Origin of the sequence: Agromyces sp. NPDC056523 (genome assembly GCF_042794545.1) — a bacterium.
GTDB lineage: Bacteria > Actinomycetota > Actinomycetes > Actinomycetales > Microbacteriaceae > Agromyces.
This window is the reverse complement of sequence record NZ_JBHTTM010000002.1, coordinates 441,053-462,265: the sequence shown is the minus strand read 5'-3', so window position 1 is coordinate 462,265 and position 21,213 is coordinate 441,053. Positions and strand designations below refer to the sequence as shown.

The window sequence follows — 21,213 nt, the reverse complement described above, 5'->3', positions numbered from 1 at the left end:
GAGAATCGAACGTGTGTTCGCTCTCAGCGCGCGCGATCCGGGGTGGAGTGTCGGAGGCGGTTCGTACACTCGTAGGGTGCCAGTTTCACGTCTCGATGCCCACTCGCGCCTGAGCGTCCGCGGTGCCCGCGTGCACAACCTGCACAACGTCGACGTCGAGATCCCGCGCGATGCGATGGTCGTGTTCACGGGCCTCTCGGGCTCGGGCAAGTCCTCCCTCGCGTTCGACACGATCTTCGCCGAGGGTCAGCGCCGCTACGTCGAGTCGCTCTCCGCGTACGCGCGCCAGTTCCTGGGCCAGGTCGACCGGCCCGACGTCGACTTCATCGAGGGTCTCAGCCCCGCGGTGTCCATCGACCAGAAGTCCACGAACCGCAATCCGCGATCGACGGTCGGCACGATCACCGAGATCTACGACTACATGCGCCTGCTCTGGGCGCGCATCGGCGTGCCGCACTGCCCCGTGTGCGGCGAGCGCATCCAGCGGCAGACCGTGCAGCAGATCGCCGACCAGCTCATGGAGCTCCCGGCCGGCACGCGCTTCCAGATCCTCAGCCCAATGGTCTCGCAGAAGAAGGGCGAGTTCGTCGACCTCTTCCGCGAGCTCTCCTCGCAGGGGTACTCGCGCGCGGTCGTCGACGGCGAGCTCATCCGCCTCGACGAGCCGCCGCAGCTGAAGAAGCAGGTCAAGCACGACATCTCGGTCGTGATCGACCGGCTCGTGGCATCCGACGAGATGCTCGGCCGTCTCACTGACTCGCTCGAGACCGCGCTGCGCCTGACTGACGGACTCGTGCAGATCAACTACGTCGACCTCGAGGGCGACGATGCATGGCAGACCTTCTCGGAGAAGCTGAGCTGCCCCAACCAGCACCCCATCGCGCTCACCGAGATCGAGCCGCGCACGTTCTCGTTCAACGCGCCGTTCGGTGCGTGCCCGGAATGCTCCGGCCTCGGCACGCGGATGTCGGTCGACGAGGACCTCCTCCTCGGCGACCCCACGATGAGCATCGCCGAGGGCGTGATCCTGCCGTGGACCTCGCAGGGCAAGAGCCTCTACAACTACTACGAGAAGCTGCTCGATGGGCTCGCCCGCGACTTCGGCTTCTCGCTCGACACGCCGTGGGAGGAGCTGCCGGGCGGGGCGCGCAACGCGGTGCTCCGCGGTGACAACTTCGAGGTCAAGGTGCGCTGGCGCAACCGCTACGGCCGCGAGATGAGCTACACCTCGGGCTTCGAGGGCGTCGTGCCCTACATCGAGCGGCAGTACCTGCAGGCCGAGACCGACGTGCAGCGTGCGCGCTGGGCCGAGTACCTCCGCGAGGTCCCGTGCCCGGTGTGCGAGGGCGACCGGCTCAAGCCCGAGGTCCTCTCCGTCCTCATCCACGACGCGTCGATCGCCGACGTCTGCCGGCTCAGCCTGCACGACGCGCGATCGTTCATGGACCGGCTGCGGCTCACCGACCGCGAGCAGACCATCGCCGCCCAGGTGCTCCGTGAGATCAAGCTGCGGCTCGACTTCCTCATCCGGGTGGGCCTGAGCTACCTCGACCTCGCTCGCGCCGCGGGCACGCTCTCGGGGGGCGAAGCGCAGCGCATCCGCCTGGCGACGCAGATCGGCTCCGGGCTCACGGGCGTGCTGTACGTGCTCGACGAGCCCAGCATCGGGCTCCACCAGCGCGACAACCGGCGGCTCATCGACACCCTCGTCGCGCTGCGCGACCTCGGCAACACGCTCATCGTGGTCGAGCACGACGAAGACACCATCCGCACGGCCGACTGGATCGTCGACATCGGGCCCGGTGCCGGCGTCCACGGCGGCACCGTCGTGCACAGCGGCAGCTACGCCGACCTCGTCAAGAACACGCGGTCGATCACCGGCGACTACCTCTCGGGGCGCAAGGAGATCCCCATCCCCGCCGATCGACGACCGGTCGATGCCGAGCGCATGATCACGGTCGAGGGCGCCCAGGCGAACAACCTGCGCAACGTCGACGTCTCGTTCCCGCTCGGCACGTTCACCGCGGTCACGGGCGTGAGCGGCTCGGGCAAGTCGTCGCTCGTCAACGACATCCTCTACCGCGTGCTCGCCAACCGGCTCAACGGGGCCCGCAAGGTTCCGGGCAAGCACCGCCGCGTGAGTGGGCTCGACCACCTCGACAAGGTGGTGCACGTCGACCAGGCGCCGATCGGCCGGACCCCGCGATCGAACCCCGCGACCTACACGGGCGTCTTCGACCGCATCCGCACGCTGTTCTCCGAGACCACCGAGGCCAAGGCGCGCGGGTACCTGCCGGGCCGCTTCAGCTTCAACGTCAAGGGCGGTCGCTGCGAGGCCTGCTCGGGCGACGGCACGATCAAGATCGAGATGAACTTCCTGCCCGACGTCTACGTCGCCTGCGAGGTGTGCGGCGGCAAGCGGTACAACCGCGAGACGCTGCAGGTGCACTACAAGGGCAAGAACATCGCCGAGGTCCTCGAGATGCCGATCAGCGAGGCGGCCGAGTTCTTCGAGCCGATCTCCGCCATCCACCGGTACCTCAAGACCCTGGTCGACGTCGGCCTCGGCTACGTCCAGCTCGGGCAGAGCGCGACGACGCTCTCTGGCGGCGAGGCGCAGCGCGTCAAGCTCGCCACCGAGCTGCAGCGCCGATCCAACGGCCGCAGCGTCTACGTCCTCGACGAGCCGACCACGGGCCTCCACTTCGAAGACGTGCGCAAGCTCCTCAAGGTCCTCGGCAAGCTGGTCGACAAGGGCAATACCGTCATCGTGATCGAGCACAGCCTCGACGTCATCAAGTCGGCCGACTGGATCATCGACCTCGGCCCCGAGGGCGGTTCGGGTGGCGGCCAGGTCGTCGCGGTCGGCACGCCCGAGCAGGTCGCCGACGTGCACGAGAGCCATACCGGGTACTTCCTTCGCGAGATCTTCGACGCGGCCTCCGCTCACGTCGAGGTCGCCAGCTGACGAGGATGAGTACGGCACGATCGAGGAACGAGAGCGTCCCGTACCGGCCGAAGCCGGGCGAGATCCCGACCGGCCCGGGCGTCTACCGGTTCCGTGACGCCGATGGGCGTGTGCTCTACGTCGGCAAGGCGAAGAACCTGCGCGCGAGGCTGTCGAACTACTTCGCGCCGCTCTCCAGCCTGCACGAGCGCACCCGCCGCATGGTGCTCAGCGCGACATCCGTCGAGTGGACCGTGGTCGCGAGCGACGTCGAGGCGCTCAACCTCGAGATCACGTGGATCAACGAGCTGAAGCCCCCGTTCAACGTGCGCTTCAAGGACGACAAGTCCTATCCCTACCTCGTGGTGACCCTCGCCGACGAGGCGCCGCGGGCGATGGTCTCCCGCAAGCGGGGCATCCCGGGCGCGCGGTACTTCGGTCCGTACCCGAAGATGTGGGCCGTGACCGACATGCTCGAGATCCTCATCAAGCTCTTCCCGATCCGCACCTGCAAGGACAGCGACTACCGGCGGGCGATGGCCACCGGCAAGCCGTGCTTCGCAGGACAGATCGGCCGGTGCTTCGGGCCATGCTCGGGCAGGGTCACGGTCGAGGAGCATCGGGCCAACGTCGATCGATTCGTCGCGTTCATGCAGAATCAGGACCCCCGCATCATGCGCGACCTCGAGCGCGAGATGCGCGCCTCGGCGGCCCGGCAGGACTACGAGACGGCGGCCCGCAAGCGCGACCAGCTGCAGGCCGCGACGGCGTTCTTCGAGAAGAGCGCGGTCGTCCTCGGAGACCGGGTCGACCTCGACGTGTTCGGCATCGAGCACGACGAGCTCGCTGCCGCGGTGCACCTCTTCATGGTGCGCGGTGGCCGGATCCGCGGCGAACGGTCGTGGACGGTCGACAAGGAGCTCGACGTGCCGCTCGGCGAGCTCGTCGGCTTCGTGGTCGAGAACGCGTACGGCGACGACGTGGCGCCCGCGCGTGAGGTGGTCGTGCCCGAGCTGCCCGACGACGCCGAAGCGCTCGAGGCGTGGCTCGGTGGACTCGCGGGCCGCAACGTGCACCTGCGGGTGGCGCAGCGCGGTGCGAAGTCCCAGCTGCTCGCCACGGCGACCCAGAACGCCAAGCAGAGCCTCATGCTCTACAAGACCCGACGCAGTGCCGACTTCACCACGCGCTCCCAGGCCCTGGAGGACATCCAGGAGGCCCTCGGCATGGCTGAGGCGCCGCTGCGCATCGAGTGCTTCGACGTGTCGCACCTGAGCGGCACGAACATCGTCGCGTCGATGGTCGTCTTCGAAGACGGCCTGGCCCGGAAAGACGAGTACCGCCGGTTCGTCATCCCGAACTCGACCGACGACACCGACTCGATCCACCAGGTGCTGACGCGCCGGCTCGCCTACCTCGCGAAACCGTCCGACGACGTGGCATCCGAGTCGCCGATGAGCCCCGACGCCGAGACTCAGAGGGTCGACGCGGCAGATGCCCCGGTGACGCCGGAGCGCCGCAGGAAGTTCGCCTACCGACCCAATCTCCTCGTCGTCGACGGCGGCCAGCCGCAGGTCGCCGCCGCGGCCCGCGCCCTCGAGGAGTCGGGCGTGCAGGGCATCTACCTGTGCGGCATCGCGAAGCGACTCGAGGAGATCTGGACGCCCGACGCCGACTTCCCGGTGATCCTGCCGCGGAACAGCGACGCCCTGTTCCTCTTCCAGCGCGTCCGCGACGAGGCGCACCGCTTCGCCATCACCCACCAGCGCCAGCGCCGCAAGCGCGACATCGGCACCGTCCTCAGCGAGGTCCCGGGCCTCGGCCCGGCGCGCGTCAAGGCGCTCCTGAAGCACTTCGGCTCGGTCGCGCGGCTCCGCGGCGCCGACGAGGCCGCCATCGCCGAGGTGCCCGGCATCGGGCCGGCGCTCGCGAGCGCCATCCGCGCGCACCTGCGGGGCGAGCCCGGCTCCGCCGCCGACTAGGCTGGGTGGCCGGGGGAGTTGCAGGAAGGGAGCGCCGACACCATGGGCGACGGCGACCGGCAGGAGATGCTCATCGTCACGGGGATGTCCGGCGCGGGACGCTCGACGGTGGCCGACGCGCTCGAGGACCTCGGCTGGTACGTGGTCGACAACCTCCCGCCGCAGATGCTGCGTCCGCTCGTCGAGCTCGTCGAGCGAGCCGGCGCGTCGCTGCCGCGGATCGCGGCGGTCGTCGACATCCGCGGCGGCGACTTCTTCTCCGAGTTCCGCGACATCGTGCAGGCGCTCCGCGCCGGCGTGAACGTGCGCGTGGTGTTCCTCGACGCGGGCGACGCCGTGCTCGTGCGTCGCTTCGAGTCCGTGCGGCGTCCGCACCCGCTGCAGGGCGACGGCACGCTGCTCGACGGCATCACGGCAGAGCGCTCCCGCGTGGCCGGAGTGCGCGAAGCGAGCGACATCATCGTCGACACGTCCGACCTCAACATCCACCAGCTCGCGAACCTCGTGACCGACACGTTCGCAGAGGCCGATCGGGCCGGCCTGCAGGTGGCGGTGCAGAGCTTCGGCTTCAAGTACGGCGTGCCGGCCGACGCCGACCTGGTCGCCGATGCGCGCTTCCTGCCGAATCCGTTCTGGCAGGATGAACTGCGGCCCCTCACCGGCGAGGACCAGAGGGTCAGCGACTACGTGCTCGAGCAGCCGGGTGCTCGCGAGTTCCTCGACGCCTACGTCGAAGCGCTCCGCCCCGTGCTCGAGGGGTATCAACGCGAGAACAAGCGCCACGCCATGATCGCGATCGGATGCACCGGCGGCAAGCACCGGTCCGTCGCGATGGTCCGCGAACTGGCCGCGCGACTCCGAAGCATCCCCGGGCTCGCGGTCAGCGTCAAGCACCGCGACCTCGGGCGCGAATGACCCGGCGCCCGAGCGGCGCCCACCGATCGACGACAGCGACAGAGAGGACGACCACGTGGCCCTGACGGCTGAGGTGAAAGAGGAGCTCGCGAAGGTCGAGGTGACGAAGACCTCGGTACGCGCCGCCGAACTCGCCTCGGTGCTCCGGTTCGCCGGCGGACTCCACATCATCTCGGGGCGGATCGCCATCGAGGCCGAGCTCGACTCGCCCACCATCGCCCGACGAGTGACCCGCGACCTCGGCGAGCTGTACGGCGTGCGCCCCGACGTGTCGGTCATCTCGGCATCCGGATTGCGCCGCACGAACCAGTACCTCGTGCGGGTGCTCGACGGCGGGGAGACGCTCGCGCGCCAGACCGGGCTGCTCGATGCGCGCCGCCGGCCGGTCCGCGGCCTGCCGAACAAGCTCACGACCGGCTCGCGCGACGACGTCGCCGCCGTGTGGCGCGGCGCCTTCCTCGCCCGCGGCAGCCTCACGGACCCGGGGCGGTCCGCCGCGCTCGAGGTCAGCTGCCCCGGTGGCGAGACGGCGATGGCGCTCGTCGGGGCCGCGGGGCGGCTCGGCGTGCCGGCCAAGGCGCGCGAGGTCCGCGGCGTCCACCGCGTCGTCATCCGCGACGGCGAGGCGATCAGCGCGATGCTCGCGCTCATGGGCGCGAGCGAGACCGTGCGCAACTGGGAGGAGCTGCGGCAGCGTCGCGAGGTGCGCGCCACCGCCAACCGGCTGGTGAACTTCGACGATGCGAACCTCCGCCGCTCGGCGCAGGCGGCGGTCGCGGCGTGCGCGCGCGTGGAGCGCGCCATGGAGATCCTCGGCGACGACATCCCCGAGCACCTGAAGTACGCGGGCGAGCTCCGCCTCGCGCATCGCGACGCGAGCCTCGACGAACTCGGCCACCACGCCGACCCGCCCCTGACGAAGGACGCGGTGGCGGGTCGCATCCGCCGCCTGCTCGCCATGGCCGACAAGCGCGCCGCCGAGCTCGGGGTGCCGGGCACCGAGGCGAACCTGCCGCCCGACCTCGACGACGTCTGAACGCCGCGCGAACCGTCGCCGAAGAGCGTCAACCCCCGTCATCCGGCGCGGGCACGGGCATAGGATCGAGGAAGCCGCGGTCCGCCCGGGCAGAGGTCCGGGTCGCCCGGCTGCTGACAAGGAGAAGCAATGGCTGACTACACCCTCCCTGAACTCGCCTACGACTACTCGGCGCTCGAGCCGTCGATCAGCGGCACGATCATGGAGCTGCATCACTCGAAGCACCACCAGGCGTACGTGACCGGTGCGAACACCGCCCTCGAACAGCTGGCCGAGGCGCGCGACTCCGGCAACCTCGCCAACGTGAACAAGCTCGAGAAGGACCTCGCGTTCAACCTCGGCGGTCACGTCAACCACTCGATCTTCTGGACCAACCTCTCGCCGGACGGCGGCGACAAGCCCACCGGCGAACTCGCGTCGGCCATCGACGACCACTTCGGATCGTTCGACAAGTTCCAGGCGCACTTCACCGCGACCGCGCTCGGCGTCCAGGGTTCCGGATGGGCCGTGCTCGCGTGGGATTCGATCGGCCGGCGCCCGATCATCGTCCAGTTCTTCGACCAGCAGGGCAACCTCCCCGCGGGCATCGTGCCGCTGCTGATGCTCGACGTCTGGGAGCACGCCTACTACCTGGACTACAAGAACGTGCGTGCCGATTACGTCAAGGCGTTCTGGAACATCGCGAACTGGGACAACGTCCAGCAGCGCTTCACGGCCGCCTCTGAGAAGACCTCAGGCCTGCTGCTACTGTCATAGCGGATGGTGTCCCCGGGCGCCGTCCGGGGACACCGCCGTCCGATCAGCCCCATCAGATCCATCTCGATCGCGCGATCGCGCCTTCACACGACAGGGAGACACCCGTGTCCGTAAAGATCGGCATCAACGGCTTCGGCCGCATCGGCCGCAACTACTTCCGCGCCGCCCTCGCGCAGGGCGCCGACCTCGAGATCGTCGCCGTGAACGACCTCACCGACAACAAGACGCTCGCCCACCTGCTGAAGTACGACTCGGTCACGGGCCCGCTCGACGCCACGGTCGACTACGACGACGACCACATCATCGTCGACGGCACGGCGATCAAGGCCTTCGCCGAGCGCGACCCCGCGAACCTGCCCTGGGGCGAGCTCGGCGTCGACATCGTGATCGAGTCGACCGGGTTCTTCACCAAGGCCGTCGACGCACGCAAGCACATCGAGGCCGGCGCGAAGAAGGTCCTCATCTCCGCTCCCGCAACCGACGAAGATGCGACCTTCGTGATGGGCGTCAACGAGGACACCTACGACCCCGCGACGCACCACATCATCTCGAACGCGTCGTGCACCACCAACTGCCTCGCACCGCTCGCGAAGGTCTTCAACGACGAGTTCGGCATCGAGCGCGGCCTCATGACCACCGTGCACGCCTACACCGCCGACCAGAACCTCCAGGACGGTCCGCACAAGGATCTCCGGCGCGCGCGCGCCGCGGCGATCAACATCGTGCCGACCTCCACCGGCGCCGCCAAGGCGATCGGGCTGGTCCTGCCCGAACTGCGCGGCAAGCTCGACGGCTTCGCGCTGCGCGTCCCGGTGCCGACCGGCTCCATCACCGACCTGACCGTGACGAGCTCGCGCCCGGTGACGGTCGACGAGGTGAAGGCGGCGTACAAGAAGGCGGCCGAGGGCTCGCTCAAGGGCATCCTCAAGTACACGGAAGACGACATCGTCTCCAGCGACATCGTCTCCGACCCGTACTCCTGCATCTTCGACGCCGGCCTCACGCGCGTGATCGGCGACCAGGTCAAGCTCTCGGGCTGGTACGACAACGAGTGGGGCTACTCGAACCGGCTGGTCGACCTCACCGAGTACGTGGCCGAGCGACTCTGAGGCGAGTGACGTGACCCTCCGAACCATCGATTCCCTGGGTCCGCTCGCAGGCAGGCGCGTCGTCGTCCGTTGCGACCTCAACGTCCCCCTGAAGGACGGGGTCATCACGGATGACGGCCGCGTGCGCGCGTCGGTCCCCACGCTCACCTCGCTCGTCGACCAGGGTGCCAAGGTCATCGTGATCTCGCACCTCGGCCGTCCCGAGGGCGCGCCCGATCCGAAGTACAGCCTCGAGCCGGTGGCGACCCGCCTCGGCGAGGTGCTCGACGCCCCGGTGGCGTTCGCGTCCGACACGGTGGGCGACGATGCCGTGGCCAAGGTCGCCGCCCTGGGCGACGGCGAGGTCCTCGTGCTCGAGAACCTGCGCTTCAACCCCGGCGAGACGAGCAAGAACGAGGCCGAGCGCACGGCGTTCGCCGGGCAGCTGGCCGAGTTCGCCGACGCGGTCGTCTCCGACGGCTTCGGCGTGGTGCACCGCAAGCAGGCGAGCGTGTACGAGCTCGAGCAGCTGCGTCCGAGCGCCGCCGGTTCCCTCATCGCGGCCGAGCTCGACGTGCTCGACCGGCTCACCGAGAACCCCGAGCGGCCGTACGTCGTCGTCCTCGGCGGCTCGAAGGTGTCCGACAAGCTCGGCGTCATCGAGCACCTGCTGCCACGTGTCGACGCGCTCCTGATCGGCGGCGGCATGCTGTTCACCTTCCTCGCCGCGCAGGGCCACAAGGTCGGCTCGAGCCTGCTCGAGGCCGACCAGATCGACACCGTGAAGGGCTACCTCGCGGATGCCGCGGAGCGCGGCGTCGACATCCTGCTGCCCACCGACGTGGTCGTCGCGGCCTCGTTCTCGGCCGACGCCGAGCACCAGGTCGCCCCGGCCGACGCGATCGAGGACACGCCGTTCGGCGCGTCCGGCCTCGGCCTCGACATCGGCCCCGACACGGCGGCCGCGTTCGCCGAGCGGGTCCGCGGTGCGAAGACCGTGTTCTGGAACGGCCCGATGGGCGTGTTCGAGCTCGCGCCCTTCGCCGAGGGCACGCGCGTCGTGGCATCCGCCCTCACCGAGGTCGACGGGCTCAGCGTCGTCGGCGGCGGCGATTCGGCCGCGGCCGTGCGGCAGCTCGGGTTCGACGAGGCCGCGTTCGGCCACATCTCGACGGGCGGCGGCGCGAGCCTGGAATTCCTCGAAGGCAAGAAACTCCCCGGACTGGAGGTCCTCGGATGGCAGTGACCCGCACCCCGTTCATCGCGGGCAACTGGAAGATGAACCTCGACCACCTGCAGTCGATCGCGTTCGTGCAGAAGCTCGCGTGGAACCTCTCCGACGCGAAGCACGACTTCGCCGACGCCGAGGTGGCGGTGTTCCCGCCCTTCACCGACCTGCGCTCGGTGCAGTCGCTCATCTCGGCCGACGACCTGCCGCTCGGCTTCGGGGCGCAGGACGTGTCGCAGCACGACTCGGGCGCCTACACGGGTGAAGTGTCGGGCGCCTTCCTCGCGAAGCTCGACTGCCAGTACGTGATCATCGGCCACTCCGAGCGACGTTCGTACCACGCCGAGACCGACGAGGTCGTGAACGCCAAGGTGGCCGCGGCGCACCGCCACGGGCTCGTCCCCGTCCTCTGCGTCGGCGAGACGGCGGAGGACCTCGAGCAGCACGGCGCGAGCGCCGTCCCGGTCGCGCAGCTGCGGGCTGCGCTCGAGGGAGTGGACGTCGCGAAGGGACTCGTCGTCGCGTACGAGCCGGTCTGGGCCATCGGCTCGGGCCAGGCCGCGACGCCCGAGCAGGCGCAACAGGTGGCGGCGGCGCTTCGCGCGGTGCTGGCCGAGGTCGCCGACGACGAGCTCGCCGCGTCGACGCGGATCCTGTACGGCGGTTCGGTGAAGGCGGCGAACATCGCGTCGTTCCTGCGCGAGCCCGACGTCGACGGCGCGCTCGTCGGCGGGGCGAGCCTCGACATCGACGAGTTCTCCAGCATCGTCCGGTTCAAGAAGCACGTCGGCGCCTGAGGCGTCATCCCGCGCGCCGGGCCCCGTCGTGACGTGGGCCCGGCGGCGCGGGCGGCTATACTCGACAGGCGGCATCGACACTTCGTCATGCCCGGAAAGGTTTCACCGTGGAGATTCTCCAGGTCGTCCTGCAGGTGCTGCTCGGCCTCACGAGCATCCTGCTCACGCTCCTGATCCTGCTGCACAAGGGTCGCGGCGGCGGGCTGTCCGACATGTTCGGCGGCGGCGTCACGTCGAACCTCGGCGCGTCCGGGGTCGCTGAGCGCAACCTGAACCGCATCACGATCGTCCTCGGCCTCGTGTGGGTGACGTGCATCGTGGTGCTCGGGCTCTTCACGAAGTTCGACGCCGGAATCTGACGGAGGGCGACGTGGCATCAGGCAACAGCGCGATCCGGGGTTCGCGAGTCGGCTCCGGCCCCATGGGCGAGCAGGACCGCGGGTTCCACGCCGACCGTGTCGCCGTCAGCTACTGGGACGCCCAGGGCAACGAGACGGTCCGCTACTTCGCGGCGAACCTGCCCGAGGAGGAGATCCCCGACGTCATCGACAGCCCCTCGACGGGCCTGCCCGCCGGGCGCGACAAGGACAACCCTCCCGCGGTCGCGAAGCTCGAGCCCTACAAGACGCACCTCGCATACGTGAAGGAGCGCCGCACCGAAGAAGAGGCGGCTGCACTCCTCGAAGAGGCACTGCAGCAGCTTCGCGCGCGCCGCGGCACCGCCCAGACGGCCGACTGAGGCCGTCGAGCACGACGACGAACGGGCCGCCCCGGAAGGGGCGGCCCGTTCGCGTCGGTCGGGATCAGTAGTCGCGCGCGATGAGCGCCTCGGGAACCTCGGCCGCGGCATCCCGATCGACGAAGAACACGGTGCGCCGACGGCCCTTGATGCCCGCCACGGGAACCTCGTCGCGGCTGGCGCCCGCGAGCGCGAGCCCGAGCGCGGAGGCCTTGTCGGCACCCGCGAGCACCAGCCACACGCGCTGCGACGCGTTGATCACGGGACGCGTGAGGCTGAGTCGCTCGGGCGGCGGCTTGGGGGATTCGCGGACGGCGATGACCGGCCGGTCGACGACCTGGATCCCCGATCGGTGCGGGAACAGCGAGGCGATGTGGCCGTCGGGCCCGACGCCGAGGAACACGATGTCGAACACGGGATGCGGGAGCCCCTCGGCGCCGAATCGCGCCAGCTCCGCCGCGTACGCGTCGGCCGCCTCGTCGAGGCTCAGCCCCTGGTCGGATGCCGGGAACGCATGGATGTTCCCGGCCGGCAGCTGCAGCGCGTCGAGCAGCGCCTCACGCGACAGCCGGTCGTTGCGATCCGCATCGCCGTCGGGCACCCAGCGCTCGTCGCCCCACCAGAAGTGGAGGCGCTCCCAGTCCACGGACTGCCGGGCGGGCGACTCGCGCACCGCTTCGAGCACCGCACCGCCCATCGACCCGCCCGTCAGCACCACGTGCACGGTCTCCTGGGCGTCCAGGAGGTCGAGCACCTTGGTGATGAATCGAGCGGCGACCGCTCCGGCGAGGGTCTCCTTGTCGGGATGGACGAGCACGCGGCGCTCGTTCGTCATGCGGTCGCTCCTTCGTCGTTCGCCGCTCGCTGCGAGACCAGCGCGAGCCCCCTGGTGATCACCTCACCGTACAGCTCATCGGGGTCCAGTCGGCGCAGCTCGTCGGCAAGGCAGTCGCGGAGACTGCGCCGGGGGAGTGCGAGGTCGTGGACGGGCTGCCCCGGCTGGCGCAGGGTCGCGATGCCGGGGTGATCGCGTACCAGTTCGATGCGGCCCTTCGGCCTGACGAGGACGACGCCGTGGATGCCGTGCGAGCCGTGCTCGAGACCGATGAGCGCACAGTCGGCCGGTGCGCCCAGCTGCATCGAGAGCCAGGCCGCGAGGAGCGTGGTCGACGGTGAGTCGATCGCGCCGGTCACGCTCACCGCGGTCACGGGCTCGTACGGCGGCTGGTCGAGGACCGCCGCGAGCTGGGCGCGCCACAACGTGAGCCGCGTCCACGCGAAGTCCGCGTCGCCCGGACGGTAGCTGGCGGCGAGCTGGTCGAGCGCCGCCTGCGGGTCGGACTGCGTCGAGGCATCCGTGATGCGCCGCTGCGCGATGCGGCCGAGCGGGGAGTCGCCCGGCACCTCGGGCGCCGCACCGGGCCACCAGGTCACGACGGGCGCATCCGGGAGCAGGAGGCCCATGACGAGGCTCTGCTCGTCCTTGGCCGCATCGCCGCGCGCCCGCAGGATGATGACCTCGCTCGCACCCGCGTCGCCGCCGACGCGGATCTCCGCGTCGATGCGACTCTCGGCGTCGGGCGAAGCGTCGTCGTCCTCCGAGACGACGATGACGCGCATGGGGTGCTCGCGCGACGCATCGTTCGCCGCCTCGATCGCCTCTTCCTCGGCATCCTGCGTGGTGTCGATGATGAGGGTCAGCACGCGCCCGAGGGCGACCACGCCGCCCTCCTCGCGGATCTTGACGAGGGTCTTCGACACCTGGCTGGTCGTGGTGTCGGGCAGTTCGACGATCATGGGCGCCTCCAGGTGCGGCCGTCGCGGGCGAGGAGCTCGTCGGCGGACGCGGGGCCCCACGAGCCGGGCGTGTACTGCTCGGGTCGGCTCTGCGTCGCCCAGAACTCCTCGATCGGGTCGAGGATCATCCAGGAGAGCTCGACCTCCTCCTGACGCGGGAAGAGCGGCGGGTCGCCGAGGAGCACGTCGAGGATGAGTCGCTCGTACGCCTCCGGGCTCGCCTCGGTGAACGCGTGGCCGTAGCCGAAGTCCATCGTGACGTCGCGCACCTGCATGCCTGCGCCGGGGACCTTCGAGCCGAACCGGATGGTCACGCCCTCGTCGGGCTGCACCCGGATGACGAGGGCGTTCTGGCCCAGCTGCGAGGTCTGGCTGTCGGCGAAGACCTGCTGCGGCGCGCGCTTGAACACGACCGCGATCTCGGTGACGCGGCGGCCCAGGCGCTTGCCCGCGCGGAGGTAGAACGGCACGCCGGCCCAGCGGCGCGTGCCGATGAGCAGCTTCATGGCCGCGTAGGTCTCCGTCGTCGACTCGGGGTTCATCCCCTCCTCGTCGAGGAAGCCGGTGACCTTCTCACCGCCCTGCCAGCCGCCCGAGTACTGCCCGCGGGCCGTGGCGGTCGCGAGGTCGTCGGGCAGGCGCACCGCTCGGAGGATCTTCTCCTTCTCGGCACGCAGGTCGGCCGCGTCGAACGAGATCGGCTCCTCCATCGCGGTGAGCGCGAGCAGTTGCAGCAGGTGGTTCTGGATGACGTCGCGCGCCGCGCCGATGCCGTCGTAGTAGCCCGCACGACCGCCCACGCCGATGTCCTCCGCCATCGTGATCTGCACGTGGTCGACGAAGTTGGCGTTCCAGATCGGCTCGTACAGCTGGTTGGCGAACCGCAGCGCGAGGATGTTCTGGACCGTCTCCTTGCCGAGGTAGTGATCGATCCGGAAGACCGAGTCGGGCGGGAACACGGAGGCCACCACGTCGTTCAGCTCGATCGCCGACTTCAGGTCGGAACCGAAGGGCTTCTCGATGACGACGCGTCGCCACTGGCCCTCCTTCTGCTCCGTCAGGCCCGAGCGCTTGAGCTGCTCGGTGACGATCGGGAACGACTTCGGCGGGATGGAGAGGTAGAACGCGTGGTTGCCCATCGTGCCGCGTTCACGGTCCAGTTCCTCGACGGTCCGGCGCAGGCGATCGAACGCCGCGTCGTCGTCGAAGGCGCCGGGCACGAAGCGGATGCCGCGCGCGAGCTGCTGCCACACGTCCTCGCGGAACTCGGTGCGGGCGTACTCCTGCACCGAGTCGTGCACCACCTTCTCGAAGTCCTCGTCCTCCCAGTCGCGACGCGCGAAGCCCACGAGCGCGAAGCCCGGGGGCAGCAGCCCCCGGTTCGCGAGGTCGTAGACCGCCGGCATGAGCTTCTTGCGCGACAGGTCGCCGGTCACGCCGAAGATGATGAGGCTCGACGGGCCGGCGATCCGGTTCAGGCGGTAGTCCTTCGGCGAGCGCAGCGGATTGTGCGTCGCCGTGATCTCGACCGGATGCATGTGCGCTCCCGGCATCAGCCGATCGCGGAGCGCAGCGACGCGAGGTCGGCGCTCGGATCGTTCAGCGTGAGCGTGAGCACCGGACGTCCGTGCTCGGCGAGCACCGACGCGTCACCCGAGGCCTGCGCGGCGATGAGCTCGCCGAACGTGAACGGCCGTTCCGGGATCGCGAGGTCGTCGGTGGAGCGCTGCACGAGCTGGAGGAACGCGCCGTGCGCCGGACCGCCCTTGTGATACTGGCCGGTCGAATGCAGGAAGCGGGGACCCCACCCGAAGGTGACGGGCCGACCGCTGCGTGCGGCGAGCAGGTCGCGGAGCTCCGCGAACTCGGGGTGCGCGACGCGGTCGACATAGGCCTGCACCGAGATGTAGCCGTCGGCCGGCACCTCCTCGAGCAGCACCTCGATCGCCGACGTCAGGTCGCTCGCTGCGCCGATGACGTCGGGCGTGCCGCGGACCTCGATCCCGTCCGTCACGAACGCGGCCGGCGCGGGCTCAGGACGTGCATCGAGCAGGCCGCGTGCCGCGATCTTCGCCGACTCGACGTCGGGCTGGTCGAACGGGTTGATGCCGAGGATGCGTCCCGCGACCGCGGTCGCGTACTCCCAGACGAGCAACTGGGCGCCGAGCGTCCCGGACACGCGGATCTCGCCGTGGGTGTCGACGAACAGGTCGGTGCCGGCGTCGTCGACGAGGCGCACGACCTGGACGTCATCGGCGATCGTCGCCAGCTCGGGCGCACCGCGTTCGAGGACGACGGGCAGGATGCCGGTGCCGTCCTTGCCCGTGGACTCCGCGATGAGCTGCTCGGCCCAGTCGGCGAAGCCGACGATGTGCGTGCCGTCGGCGACGATCGCGAGCTTGTCGCGGCGAGGCTGGGCTCCGGCGATCGCCGCGCCGAGCACGAGTCCGGGGTTCTCCTCGGAGTCCACGGCGAGCGCGAGCTCGATGGCTTCGGCCTCGCGGAGCAGTTCATCGAGGTCGACGCCTGCGAGGCCCGAGGGCACGAGGCCGAATGCGGTGAGCGCCGAGTACCTGCCGCCGACCGTGGGGTCGGCGTTGAAGACCCGGTACCCCGCGGCGCGCGCCGACTCGTCGAGCGGAGATCCCGGATCGGTGACGACGACGATGCGCGATGCCGGGTCGATGCTGGCATCACGGAACGCCTGCTCGTAGATGCGTCGCTGCGAGTCGGTCTCGACGGTCGATCCCGACTTCGAGGACACGACGAGCGCTGTGCGCTCGAGCCGGTCGGCGAGGGCCGCGCCGACCTGCGCCGGCTCGGTCGAGTCGAGCACAGTGAGGTGCGCGCGCGCTGTGCGCGTGATGACCTCGGGTGCGAGCGAACTGCCCCCCATGCCGGCGAGCACGATGTGGTCGACGCCCGCGGCGCGGAGTTCGTCGCGCAGCGCGGCGATCTCGGGAAGGAGGGGACGGGAGATCGCGACGGCCTCGGTCCAGCCGAGACGCTTCGACGACTCGGCCTCGGCTTCGGGACCCCAGAGGGTCGCGTCGAGCGCGGTGATGCGCGAGGCGACGTCGTCGGCGACGAGCTGCGGGACGAGACGGCGGACGGCGTCGGCGGGGGGCCCGCTGACGGAGATGCGGACGTTCATCGCGCCGACTCCAGTGCGCCGCGGACCGTCTCCAGCAGTTCCTTCCACGACACGATGAACTTCTCGACGCCTTCGCGCTCGAGCAGCGCGGTGACGTCGTCGTAGTCGACGCCGGCGCTGGCGAGCGCGTCGAGCAGGCGGCCCGCCTCGGCGTACTGGCCCGTCACCGAGTCGCCCTCGATGACGCCGTGGTCGGCGGTGGCCTCGAGCGTCTTCTCGGGCATCGTGTTGACGACGCCGCGGGCGACGAGCTCGGTCACGTAGAGGGTGTCGGGCAGCGACGGGTCCTTCACGCCGGTCGACGCCCAGAGCGGGCGCTGGCGGTTCGCGCCGGCGTCGAGCAGCGCGACGGCGCGGGGGGTCGCGAACTCCTGCTCGAACAGCTCGTACGCGAGACGTGCGTTCGCCACGCCCGCCTTGCTCTTGAGCGCGCTCGCCTCGGGCGTGCCGATCGCCGTGAGTCGCTTGTCGATCTCGGTGTCGACGCGCGACACGAAGAACGACGCGACGGAGTGGATGGTCGAGAGGTCGATGCCGGCGGCCTTGGCCTGCTCGAGTCCGGTGAGGTACGCGTCGATGACCTGGCGGTAGCGGTCGAGGCTGAAGATGAGCGTGACGTTCACGCTGATCCCGGCGGCGATCGCGGCAGTGATCGCCGGCAGCCCCTCGAGGGTCGCAGGGATCTTGATCATGACGTTGGGCCGGTCGACCCTCTCCCAGAGCCGGTGCGCCTCGGCGACCGTCGCGTCGGTGTCGTGCGCGAGGTCGGGGGAGACCTCGATCGACACGCGGCCGTCGTAGCCCTGGCTGCGCTCGTAGACCGGCAGGAAGTGGTCTGCCGCGTCGCGCACGTCGTCGGTGGTGATCTCGAAGACCGCGCGGTCGACATCGGCGCCGTCAGCGGCGAGCGCGTGGAGCTGCTCGCGATAGGACTCGCCGTCGGTCAGCGCGGCGGCGAAGATCGTCGGGTTCGTGGTGACGCCGACGACGTCGCGCTCGGCGATCAGCCGCTCGAGGCCGCCCGAGGCGATGCGCTGGCGCGACAGGTCGTCGAGCCAGATGCTCACACCGGCCTGCGAGAGGGCGGCGGTCGGAGTGTTGGTGCTCATGACAGTGGTCTCCTTCATGCTCGGACTCACGCGGAGGCGAGCGATTCCTTCGCGGCGGCGACGACGGCCTCGGCCGTGATCCCGAACTCGCGGAACAGCGTCTTGTAATCGGCGGAGGCGCCGAAGTGCTCGATCGACACGGCGCGGCCGCGCGTGCCGAGGTAGCGGTACCAGCTGAGGGCGAGGCCCGCCTCGACGCTCACGCGCGCGGTCACCGACGCCGGCAGCACGGACTCGCGGTACGCGGCGTCCTGCTCCTCGAACCACTCGAGGCTCGGCGCCGAGACGACCCGCGCCTGGATGCCCTCGGAGGCGAGCTCGCCGCGCGCGGCGAGTGCGACCTGCACCTCGGATCCGGTCGCGATGAGGATGACGTCGGGAGCGCCGGACGCGGCTTCGGCGAGGACGTATGCGCCCTTCGCGACGTTCGCCGCAGACGCGAGGATGTCACCGGATGCCTCGCCCTCGCCGCGGTCGAACACGGGGATGTTCTGCCGGGTCAGGGCGATGCCCGCGGGCCCACCGCGGCGCTTGAGGATCTCGAGCCATGCGTAGGACGTCTCGTTCGCGTCGCCCGGACGGACGACCGACAGGTTCGGGATGGCGCGCAGCGCCGACAGCTGCTCGATCGGCTGGTGCGTGGGACCGTCCTCGCCGAGCGCCACCGAGTCGTGCGTCCACACGAAGACCGACGGGATGCTCATGAGCGCGGCCAGGCGCACGGCCGGTCGCATGTAGTCGCTGAAGATCAGGAACGTGCCGCCGAACGCGCGGGTCGGACCGTGCAGCACGATGCCGTTGATGATCGACCCCATAGCGTGCTCGCGGATGCCGAAGTGCAGCACGCGGCCGTACGGGTTGCCGCCGAATTCGTGGGTCGACCACTGCTCGGGGATGAACGACGCCGCCCCGTTGATGGTCGTGAGGTTCGACTCGGCGAGGTCGGCCGAACCGCCCCACAGCTCGGGCAGGTGCGCGGCGAGCGCGTTGATGACCTTGCCCGACGCGGCGCGCGTCGAGAGGTCCTTGCCGGCCTCGAAGACGGGCAGTGCCTCCTCGAGTCCGTCGGGGAGCTCGCCGGCCTCCAGGCGGTCGAGCAGGGCCTTCCGCTCGGGGTTCGCCGACGCCCAGGCGTCGAACGACTCCTGCCAGGCGGCCTTCGCCTCGGCGGCGCGGTCGCGCGCATTGCCGCGCGTGTGCTCGATGACCTCGTCGGCGACGACGAAGTGCTTCGCCGGGTCGAAGCCCAGCACCTCCTTCGTCGCGGCCAGCTCGTCGGCGCCGAGCGCCGAGCCGTGGATCTTGCCCGTGTTCTGCTTGTTCGGGGCGGGCCATCCGATGATCGTCTTCAGCACGATGATGGAGGGCTTGCCCGTCTCGGCCTTGGCGGCCTCGATCGCGGCGTCGAGCTCCGCGACATCCTCGACGTACTCGCCGGTCTTCTTCCAGTCGACGGTCTGCACGTGCCAGCCGTAGGCCTCGTAGCGCTTGGCGACATCCTCGGTGAAGGCGATGTCGGTGTCATCCTCGATCGAGATCTGGTTCGAGTCGTAGATGACGACGAGATTGCCGAGCTGCTGGTGCCCGGCGAGGGAGGATGCCTCGCTGGTGACGCCCTCCTCGAGGTCGCCGTCGCTCGCGATGACGTAGACGTGGTGGTCGAACGGGCTCTCGCCGGGGGCCGTGTCGGGGTCGAACAGGCCGCGCTCGTAGCGCGCAGCGTAGGCGAAGCCCACTGCCGACGCGAGTCCCTGGCCGAGCGGGCCGGTCGTGATCTCGACGCCGTCGGTGTGGCCGTACTCGGGGTGGCCGGGGGTCTTGGAGCCCCAGGTGCGGAGCGACTCGAGGTCGACGAGCTCGAGCCCGTCGCCCGCGAGGTAGAGCTGGACGTACTGGGTGAGCGAGCTGTGACCGGCCGACAGGATGAACCGGTCGCGCCCGAGCCAGTGGTGGTCGGCCGGGTCGCGGCGCATCACCTTCTGGTAGAGCAGGTAGGCGGCGGGCGCGAGGCTCATCGCCGTGCCGGGGTGGCCGTTGCCGACCTTCTCCACGGCGTCGGCGGCGAGCACGCGCGCCGTGTCGACCGCGCGGTCGTCGATGGGGTCCCAGTGCAGAGGTGCCACGGGTAGCTGTTCCTTCCGGTTGTGACGGGCGTCGAGGAGCTCTCAGGTGGCTCCCGACCCGCCGGGAAACGCGACGGCGCGGTGGAGCCCGGCAACGATCCGGACATGCGCAGGTGGAGGTGCACGTCGAATCCGCGCCGCCGGGCGCGCTGGGTTCAGTATATGGAGTAGTCCTCACTCTGTGACGGGCCTTGACGCGGCGCGACTCGGGCGCCGGAGCCGCCGGAGAGGCCGGGATCGGGCGCCGCGATGTCCTAGAATCGAACGGGATGCGCACGCCCGCCATTCGCGCGCGCCCCGGAAGAGGAATCGATGCAGGCCGCTCCCATCACCCGTGAAGCTCGTCCAGCGATGAGCGTGCGACGCAAGGTCGCCGCCTACGTCGCACTCACCAAGCCACGGGTCATCGAGCTCCTCCTCGTCGTGACGGCGCCGACCATGATCCTGGCGTCGAACGGGCTGCCCGACCTCTGGCTGCTCATCGCCACGCTCATCGGCGGCGCGATGAGCGCCGGGTCCGCGGGGGCCTTCAACTGCTACATCGATCGCGACATCGACCGCGTGATGCGGCGCACGAAGGGCCGACCGCTCGTCACGGGCGAACTCACCGACCGCGAGGCGCTCGTGTTCGCCTACGCCCTCGGCATCGCCTCGATCGTCTGGCTCGGCGTGTTCGCCAATTGGGTCGCTGCCGGGCTCTCGCTCGTCGCCATCCTGCTCTACGTCGTCTTCTACAGCCTGATCCTCAAGCGCCGCACCGCGCAGAACATCGTGTGGGGCGGCGTCGCCGGGTGCATGCCCGTGCTCATCGGCTGGGCGGCCGTGACCGGCAGCCTCGACTGGGCGCCGTTCATCCTGTTCCTGATCATCTTCCTCTGGACGCCGCCGCACTACTGGCCGCTGTCCATGAAGTACAAGGATGACTACGCGGCCGCCGGGGTGCCCATGCTCGCGGTCGTGCGCGGACGCGCCCAGGTGGGCCTGCAGGTCATCCTGTACGCCTACGCGACGGTCGCCGCCTCACTGCTGCTGATCCCCGTCGCCGGGATGGGGTTGCTCTACTCGAGCGTGGCGCTCGTCACGGGCGTCTGGTTCATCGCCGAGTGCCACCGCCTCTACAGCCTCGCCATCCGCGGCGTCGAGGTCTCGCCGATGCGCGTCTTCCACGGGTCGATCGTGTACCTCTCGCTGCTGTTCCTCGCGGTCGGGATCGACCCGCTGCTGCCGTTCTGATCCGTGCACTTCACGGGTGCTCGGGGATGTAACTCGGGGCGGCGACGCCGGCACCGGTGAGATCGTCGCACTTCACGAACTGGGTGCCGACCCGCTGGAGTTCGCAGCGGTCGTGGTCGACGAGCTGCACGTGCCCTGCGGGCCACTGCCCGGGATCCGGTATGGCGACGGCCGGCGCGGCGGCGATGCCGCTGAGAAGCGCGGCGGCCGACGCCACGAGAGCCGCGGCGGTCACGGTGGTGGTGGTGCGCATGATGTCGTTCCTTCCCGGAATGGTTCGGCGGATGGCCGATGGCTCGAGGCTCGTCG

The 21,213-nt window shown here is 70.1% G+C and carries 18 protein-coding genes; 11 read left to right on the top strand and 7 right to left on the bottom strand.

Annotation, left to right across the window (positions count from 1 at the left end; all coding sequences use genetic code 11):
* Window positions 1-76: 76 nt before the first annotated feature.
* The 10 genes from uvrA (at window position 77) to ACFQ58_RS09065 (ending at window position 11,488) form a co-directional block, all read left to right on the top strand.
* Window positions 77-2,968 carry an excinuclease ABC subunit UvrA gene (uvrA, locus tag ACFQ58_RS09110; RefSeq protein WP_376950756.1) on the top strand — a complete coding sequence of 964 codons (2,892 nt, stop codon included), beginning with the start codon at window positions 77-79 and terminating at the stop codon, window positions 2,966-2,968.
* 5 nt (window positions 2,969-2,973) lie between these two features.
* Window positions 2,974-4,929: an excinuclease ABC subunit UvrC gene (uvrC, locus tag ACFQ58_RS09105; protein ID WP_376950755.1), complete on the top strand. Its 1,956-nt coding sequence runs from the start codon at window positions 2,974-2,976 to the stop codon at window positions 4,927-4,929.
* Window positions 4,930-4,971: 42 nt separating this feature from the next.
* Window positions 4,972-5,844: an RNase adapter RapZ gene (gene rapZ / locus ACFQ58_RS09100; RefSeq protein ID WP_376950754.1), complete on the top strand. Its 873-nt coding sequence runs from the start codon at window positions 4,972-4,974 to the stop codon at window positions 5,842-5,844.
* Between the two features lie 55 nt (window positions 5,845-5,899).
* Window positions 5,900-6,880, top strand: a complete 981-nt coding sequence (gene whiA, locus ACFQ58_RS09095) for a DNA-binding protein WhiA (protein ID WP_376950753.1) — start codon at window positions 5,900-5,902, stop codon at window positions 6,878-6,880.
* 129 nt (window positions 6,881-7,009) lie between these two features.
* Window positions 7,010-7,636 carry a superoxide dismutase gene (locus tag ACFQ58_RS09090; protein ID WP_376950751.1) on the top strand — a complete coding sequence of 209 codons (627 nt, stop codon included), beginning with the start codon at window positions 7,010-7,012 and terminating at the stop codon, window positions 7,634-7,636.
* A gap of 104 nt (window positions 7,637-7,740) precedes the next feature.
* On the top strand, window positions 7,741-8,745 hold the full coding sequence (gene gap, locus ACFQ58_RS09085; protein ID WP_376950750.1) for a type I glyceraldehyde-3-phosphate dehydrogenase: 1,005 nt from the start codon (window positions 7,741-7,743) through the stop codon (window positions 8,743-8,745).
* Window positions 8,746-8,755: 10 nt separating this feature from the next.
* Window positions 8,756-9,970 carry a phosphoglycerate kinase gene (locus ACFQ58_RS09080; protein ID WP_376950749.1) on the top strand — a complete coding sequence of 405 codons (1,215 nt, stop codon included), beginning with the start codon at window positions 8,756-8,758 and terminating at the stop codon, window positions 9,968-9,970.
* Window positions 9,961-10,749 (top strand): triose-phosphate isomerase, encoded by a 789-nt coding sequence (tpiA, locus tag ACFQ58_RS09075; RefSeq protein WP_376950748.1) that lies wholly within the window; start codon window positions 9,961-9,963, stop codon window positions 10,747-10,749. The genes ACFQ58_RS09080 and tpiA overlap by 10 nt, the downstream gene beginning before the upstream one ends.
* Window positions 10,750-10,856: 107 nt before the next feature.
* Window positions 10,857-11,108 carry a preprotein translocase subunit SecG gene (secG, locus tag ACFQ58_RS09070; protein ID WP_376950746.1) on the top strand — a complete coding sequence of 84 codons (252 nt, stop codon included), beginning with the start codon at window positions 10,857-10,859 and terminating at the stop codon, window positions 11,106-11,108.
* Window positions 11,109-11,119: 11 nt separating this feature from the next.
* The gene (locus tag ACFQ58_RS09065; RefSeq protein WP_376950745.1) at window positions 11,120-11,488 is read left to right on the top strand and encodes an RNA polymerase-binding protein RbpA; all 369 of its coding nucleotides are present in this window, start codon (window positions 11,120-11,122) and stop codon (window positions 11,486-11,488) included.
* A gap of 64 nt (window positions 11,489-11,552) precedes the next feature.
* On the opposite strand, the gene pgl is transcribed toward ACFQ58_RS09065, so the two are convergent.
* The 6 genes from pgl to tkt are packed head-to-tail and all read right to left on the bottom strand — an operon-like array spanning window position 11,553 to window position 19,671.
* Entirely contained in the window at window positions 11,553-12,323 is a 771-nt protein-coding gene (pgl, locus tag ACFQ58_RS09060) for a 6-phosphogluconolactonase (protein ID WP_376950744.1), read from the bottom strand.
* Window positions 12,320-13,285, bottom strand: coding sequence for a glucose-6-phosphate dehydrogenase assembly protein OpcA (locus ACFQ58_RS09055; RefSeq protein WP_376950743.1), 966 nt, complete (start codon window positions 13,283-13,285; stop codon window positions 12,320-12,322). Before ACFQ58_RS09055 ends, pgl begins: the two co-directional genes overlap by 4 nt.
* On the bottom strand, window positions 13,282-14,823 hold the full coding sequence (gene zwf / locus ACFQ58_RS09050; protein WP_376951114.1) for a glucose-6-phosphate dehydrogenase: 1,542 nt from the start codon (window positions 14,821-14,823) through the stop codon (window positions 13,282-13,284). Before zwf ends, ACFQ58_RS09055 begins: the two co-directional genes overlap by 4 nt.
* Window positions 14,824-14,837: 14 nt before the next feature.
* Window positions 14,838-16,439 carry a glucose-6-phosphate isomerase gene (locus ACFQ58_RS09045; protein ID WP_376950742.1) on the bottom strand — a complete coding sequence of 534 codons (1,602 nt, stop codon included), beginning with the start codon at window positions 16,437-16,439 and terminating at the stop codon, window positions 14,838-14,840.
* Window positions 16,436-17,548 carry a transaldolase gene (gene tal / locus ACFQ58_RS09040; RefSeq protein ID WP_376950741.1) on the bottom strand — a complete coding sequence of 371 codons (1,113 nt, stop codon included), beginning with the start codon at window positions 17,546-17,548 and terminating at the stop codon, window positions 16,436-16,438. Before tal ends, ACFQ58_RS09045 begins: the two co-directional genes overlap by 4 nt.
* Window positions 17,549-17,574: 26 nt before the next feature.
* Window positions 17,575-19,671, bottom strand: a complete 2,097-nt coding sequence (tkt, locus tag ACFQ58_RS09035) for a transketolase (RefSeq protein ID WP_376950740.1) — start codon at window positions 19,669-19,671, stop codon at window positions 17,575-17,577.
* A gap of 312 nt (window positions 19,672-19,983) precedes the next feature.
* Between tkt and ACFQ58_RS09030 the strand changes: the two genes are divergently transcribed.
* Window positions 19,984-20,904 carry a heme o synthase gene (locus ACFQ58_RS09030; protein WP_376950739.1) on the top strand — a complete coding sequence of 307 codons (921 nt, stop codon included), beginning with the start codon at window positions 19,984-19,986 and terminating at the stop codon, window positions 20,902-20,904.
* Window positions 20,905-20,914: 10 nt separating this feature from the next.
* Here ACFQ58_RS09030 and ACFQ58_RS09025 read toward each other — a convergent pair whose 3' ends face one another.
* A complete protein-coding gene (locus tag ACFQ58_RS09025) occupies window positions 20,915-21,157 on the bottom strand; it encodes a hypothetical protein (protein WP_376950738.1) in 243 nt (80 codons plus the stop codon).
* Window positions 21,158-21,213 lie beyond the last annotated feature (56 nt).

Excerpts from the sequence above, each read along its gene's own strand:
- uvrC (WP_376950755.1), top strand. The coding sequence starts at position 2,974 with ATGAGTACGGCACGATCGAGGAACGAGAGCGTCCCGTACCGGCCGAAG.
- rapZ (WP_376950754.1), top strand. The coding sequence starts at position 4,972 with ATGGGCGACGGCGACCGGCAGGAGATGCTCATCGTCACGGGGATGTCC.
- ACFQ58_RS09090 (WP_376950751.1), top strand. The coding sequence starts at position 7,010 with ATGGCTGACTACACCCTCCCTGAACTCGCCTACGACTACTCGGCGCTC.
- tpiA (WP_376950748.1), top strand. The coding sequence starts at position 9,961 with ATGGCAGTGACCCGCACCCCGTTCATCGCGGGCAACTGGAAGATGAAC.
- pgl (WP_376950744.1), bottom strand. The coding sequence starts at position 12,323 with ATGACGAACGAGCGCCGCGTGCTCGTCCATCCCGACAAGGAGACCCTC.
- ACFQ58_RS09055 (WP_376950743.1), bottom strand. The coding sequence starts at position 13,285 with ATGATCGTCGAACTGCCCGACACCACGACCAGCCAGGTGTCGAAGACC.
- zwf (WP_376951114.1), bottom strand. The coding sequence starts at position 14,823 with ATGCATCCGGTCGAGATCACGGCGACGCACAATCCGCTGCGCTCGCCG.
- ACFQ58_RS09045 (WP_376950742.1), bottom strand. The coding sequence starts at position 16,439 with ATGAACGTCCGCATCTCCGTCAGCGGGCCCCCCGCCGACGCCGTCCGC.
- tal (WP_376950741.1), bottom strand. The coding sequence starts at position 17,548 with ATGAGCACCAACACTCCGACCGCCGCCCTCTCGCAGGCCGGTGTGAGC.
- ACFQ58_RS09030 (WP_376950739.1), top strand. The coding sequence starts at position 19,984 with ATGCAGGCCGCTCCCATCACCCGTGAAGCTCGTCCAGCGATGAGCGTG.
- ACFQ58_RS09025 (WP_376950738.1), bottom strand. The coding sequence starts at position 21,157 with ATGCGCACCACCACCACCGTGACCGCCGCGGCTCTCGTGGCGTCGGCC.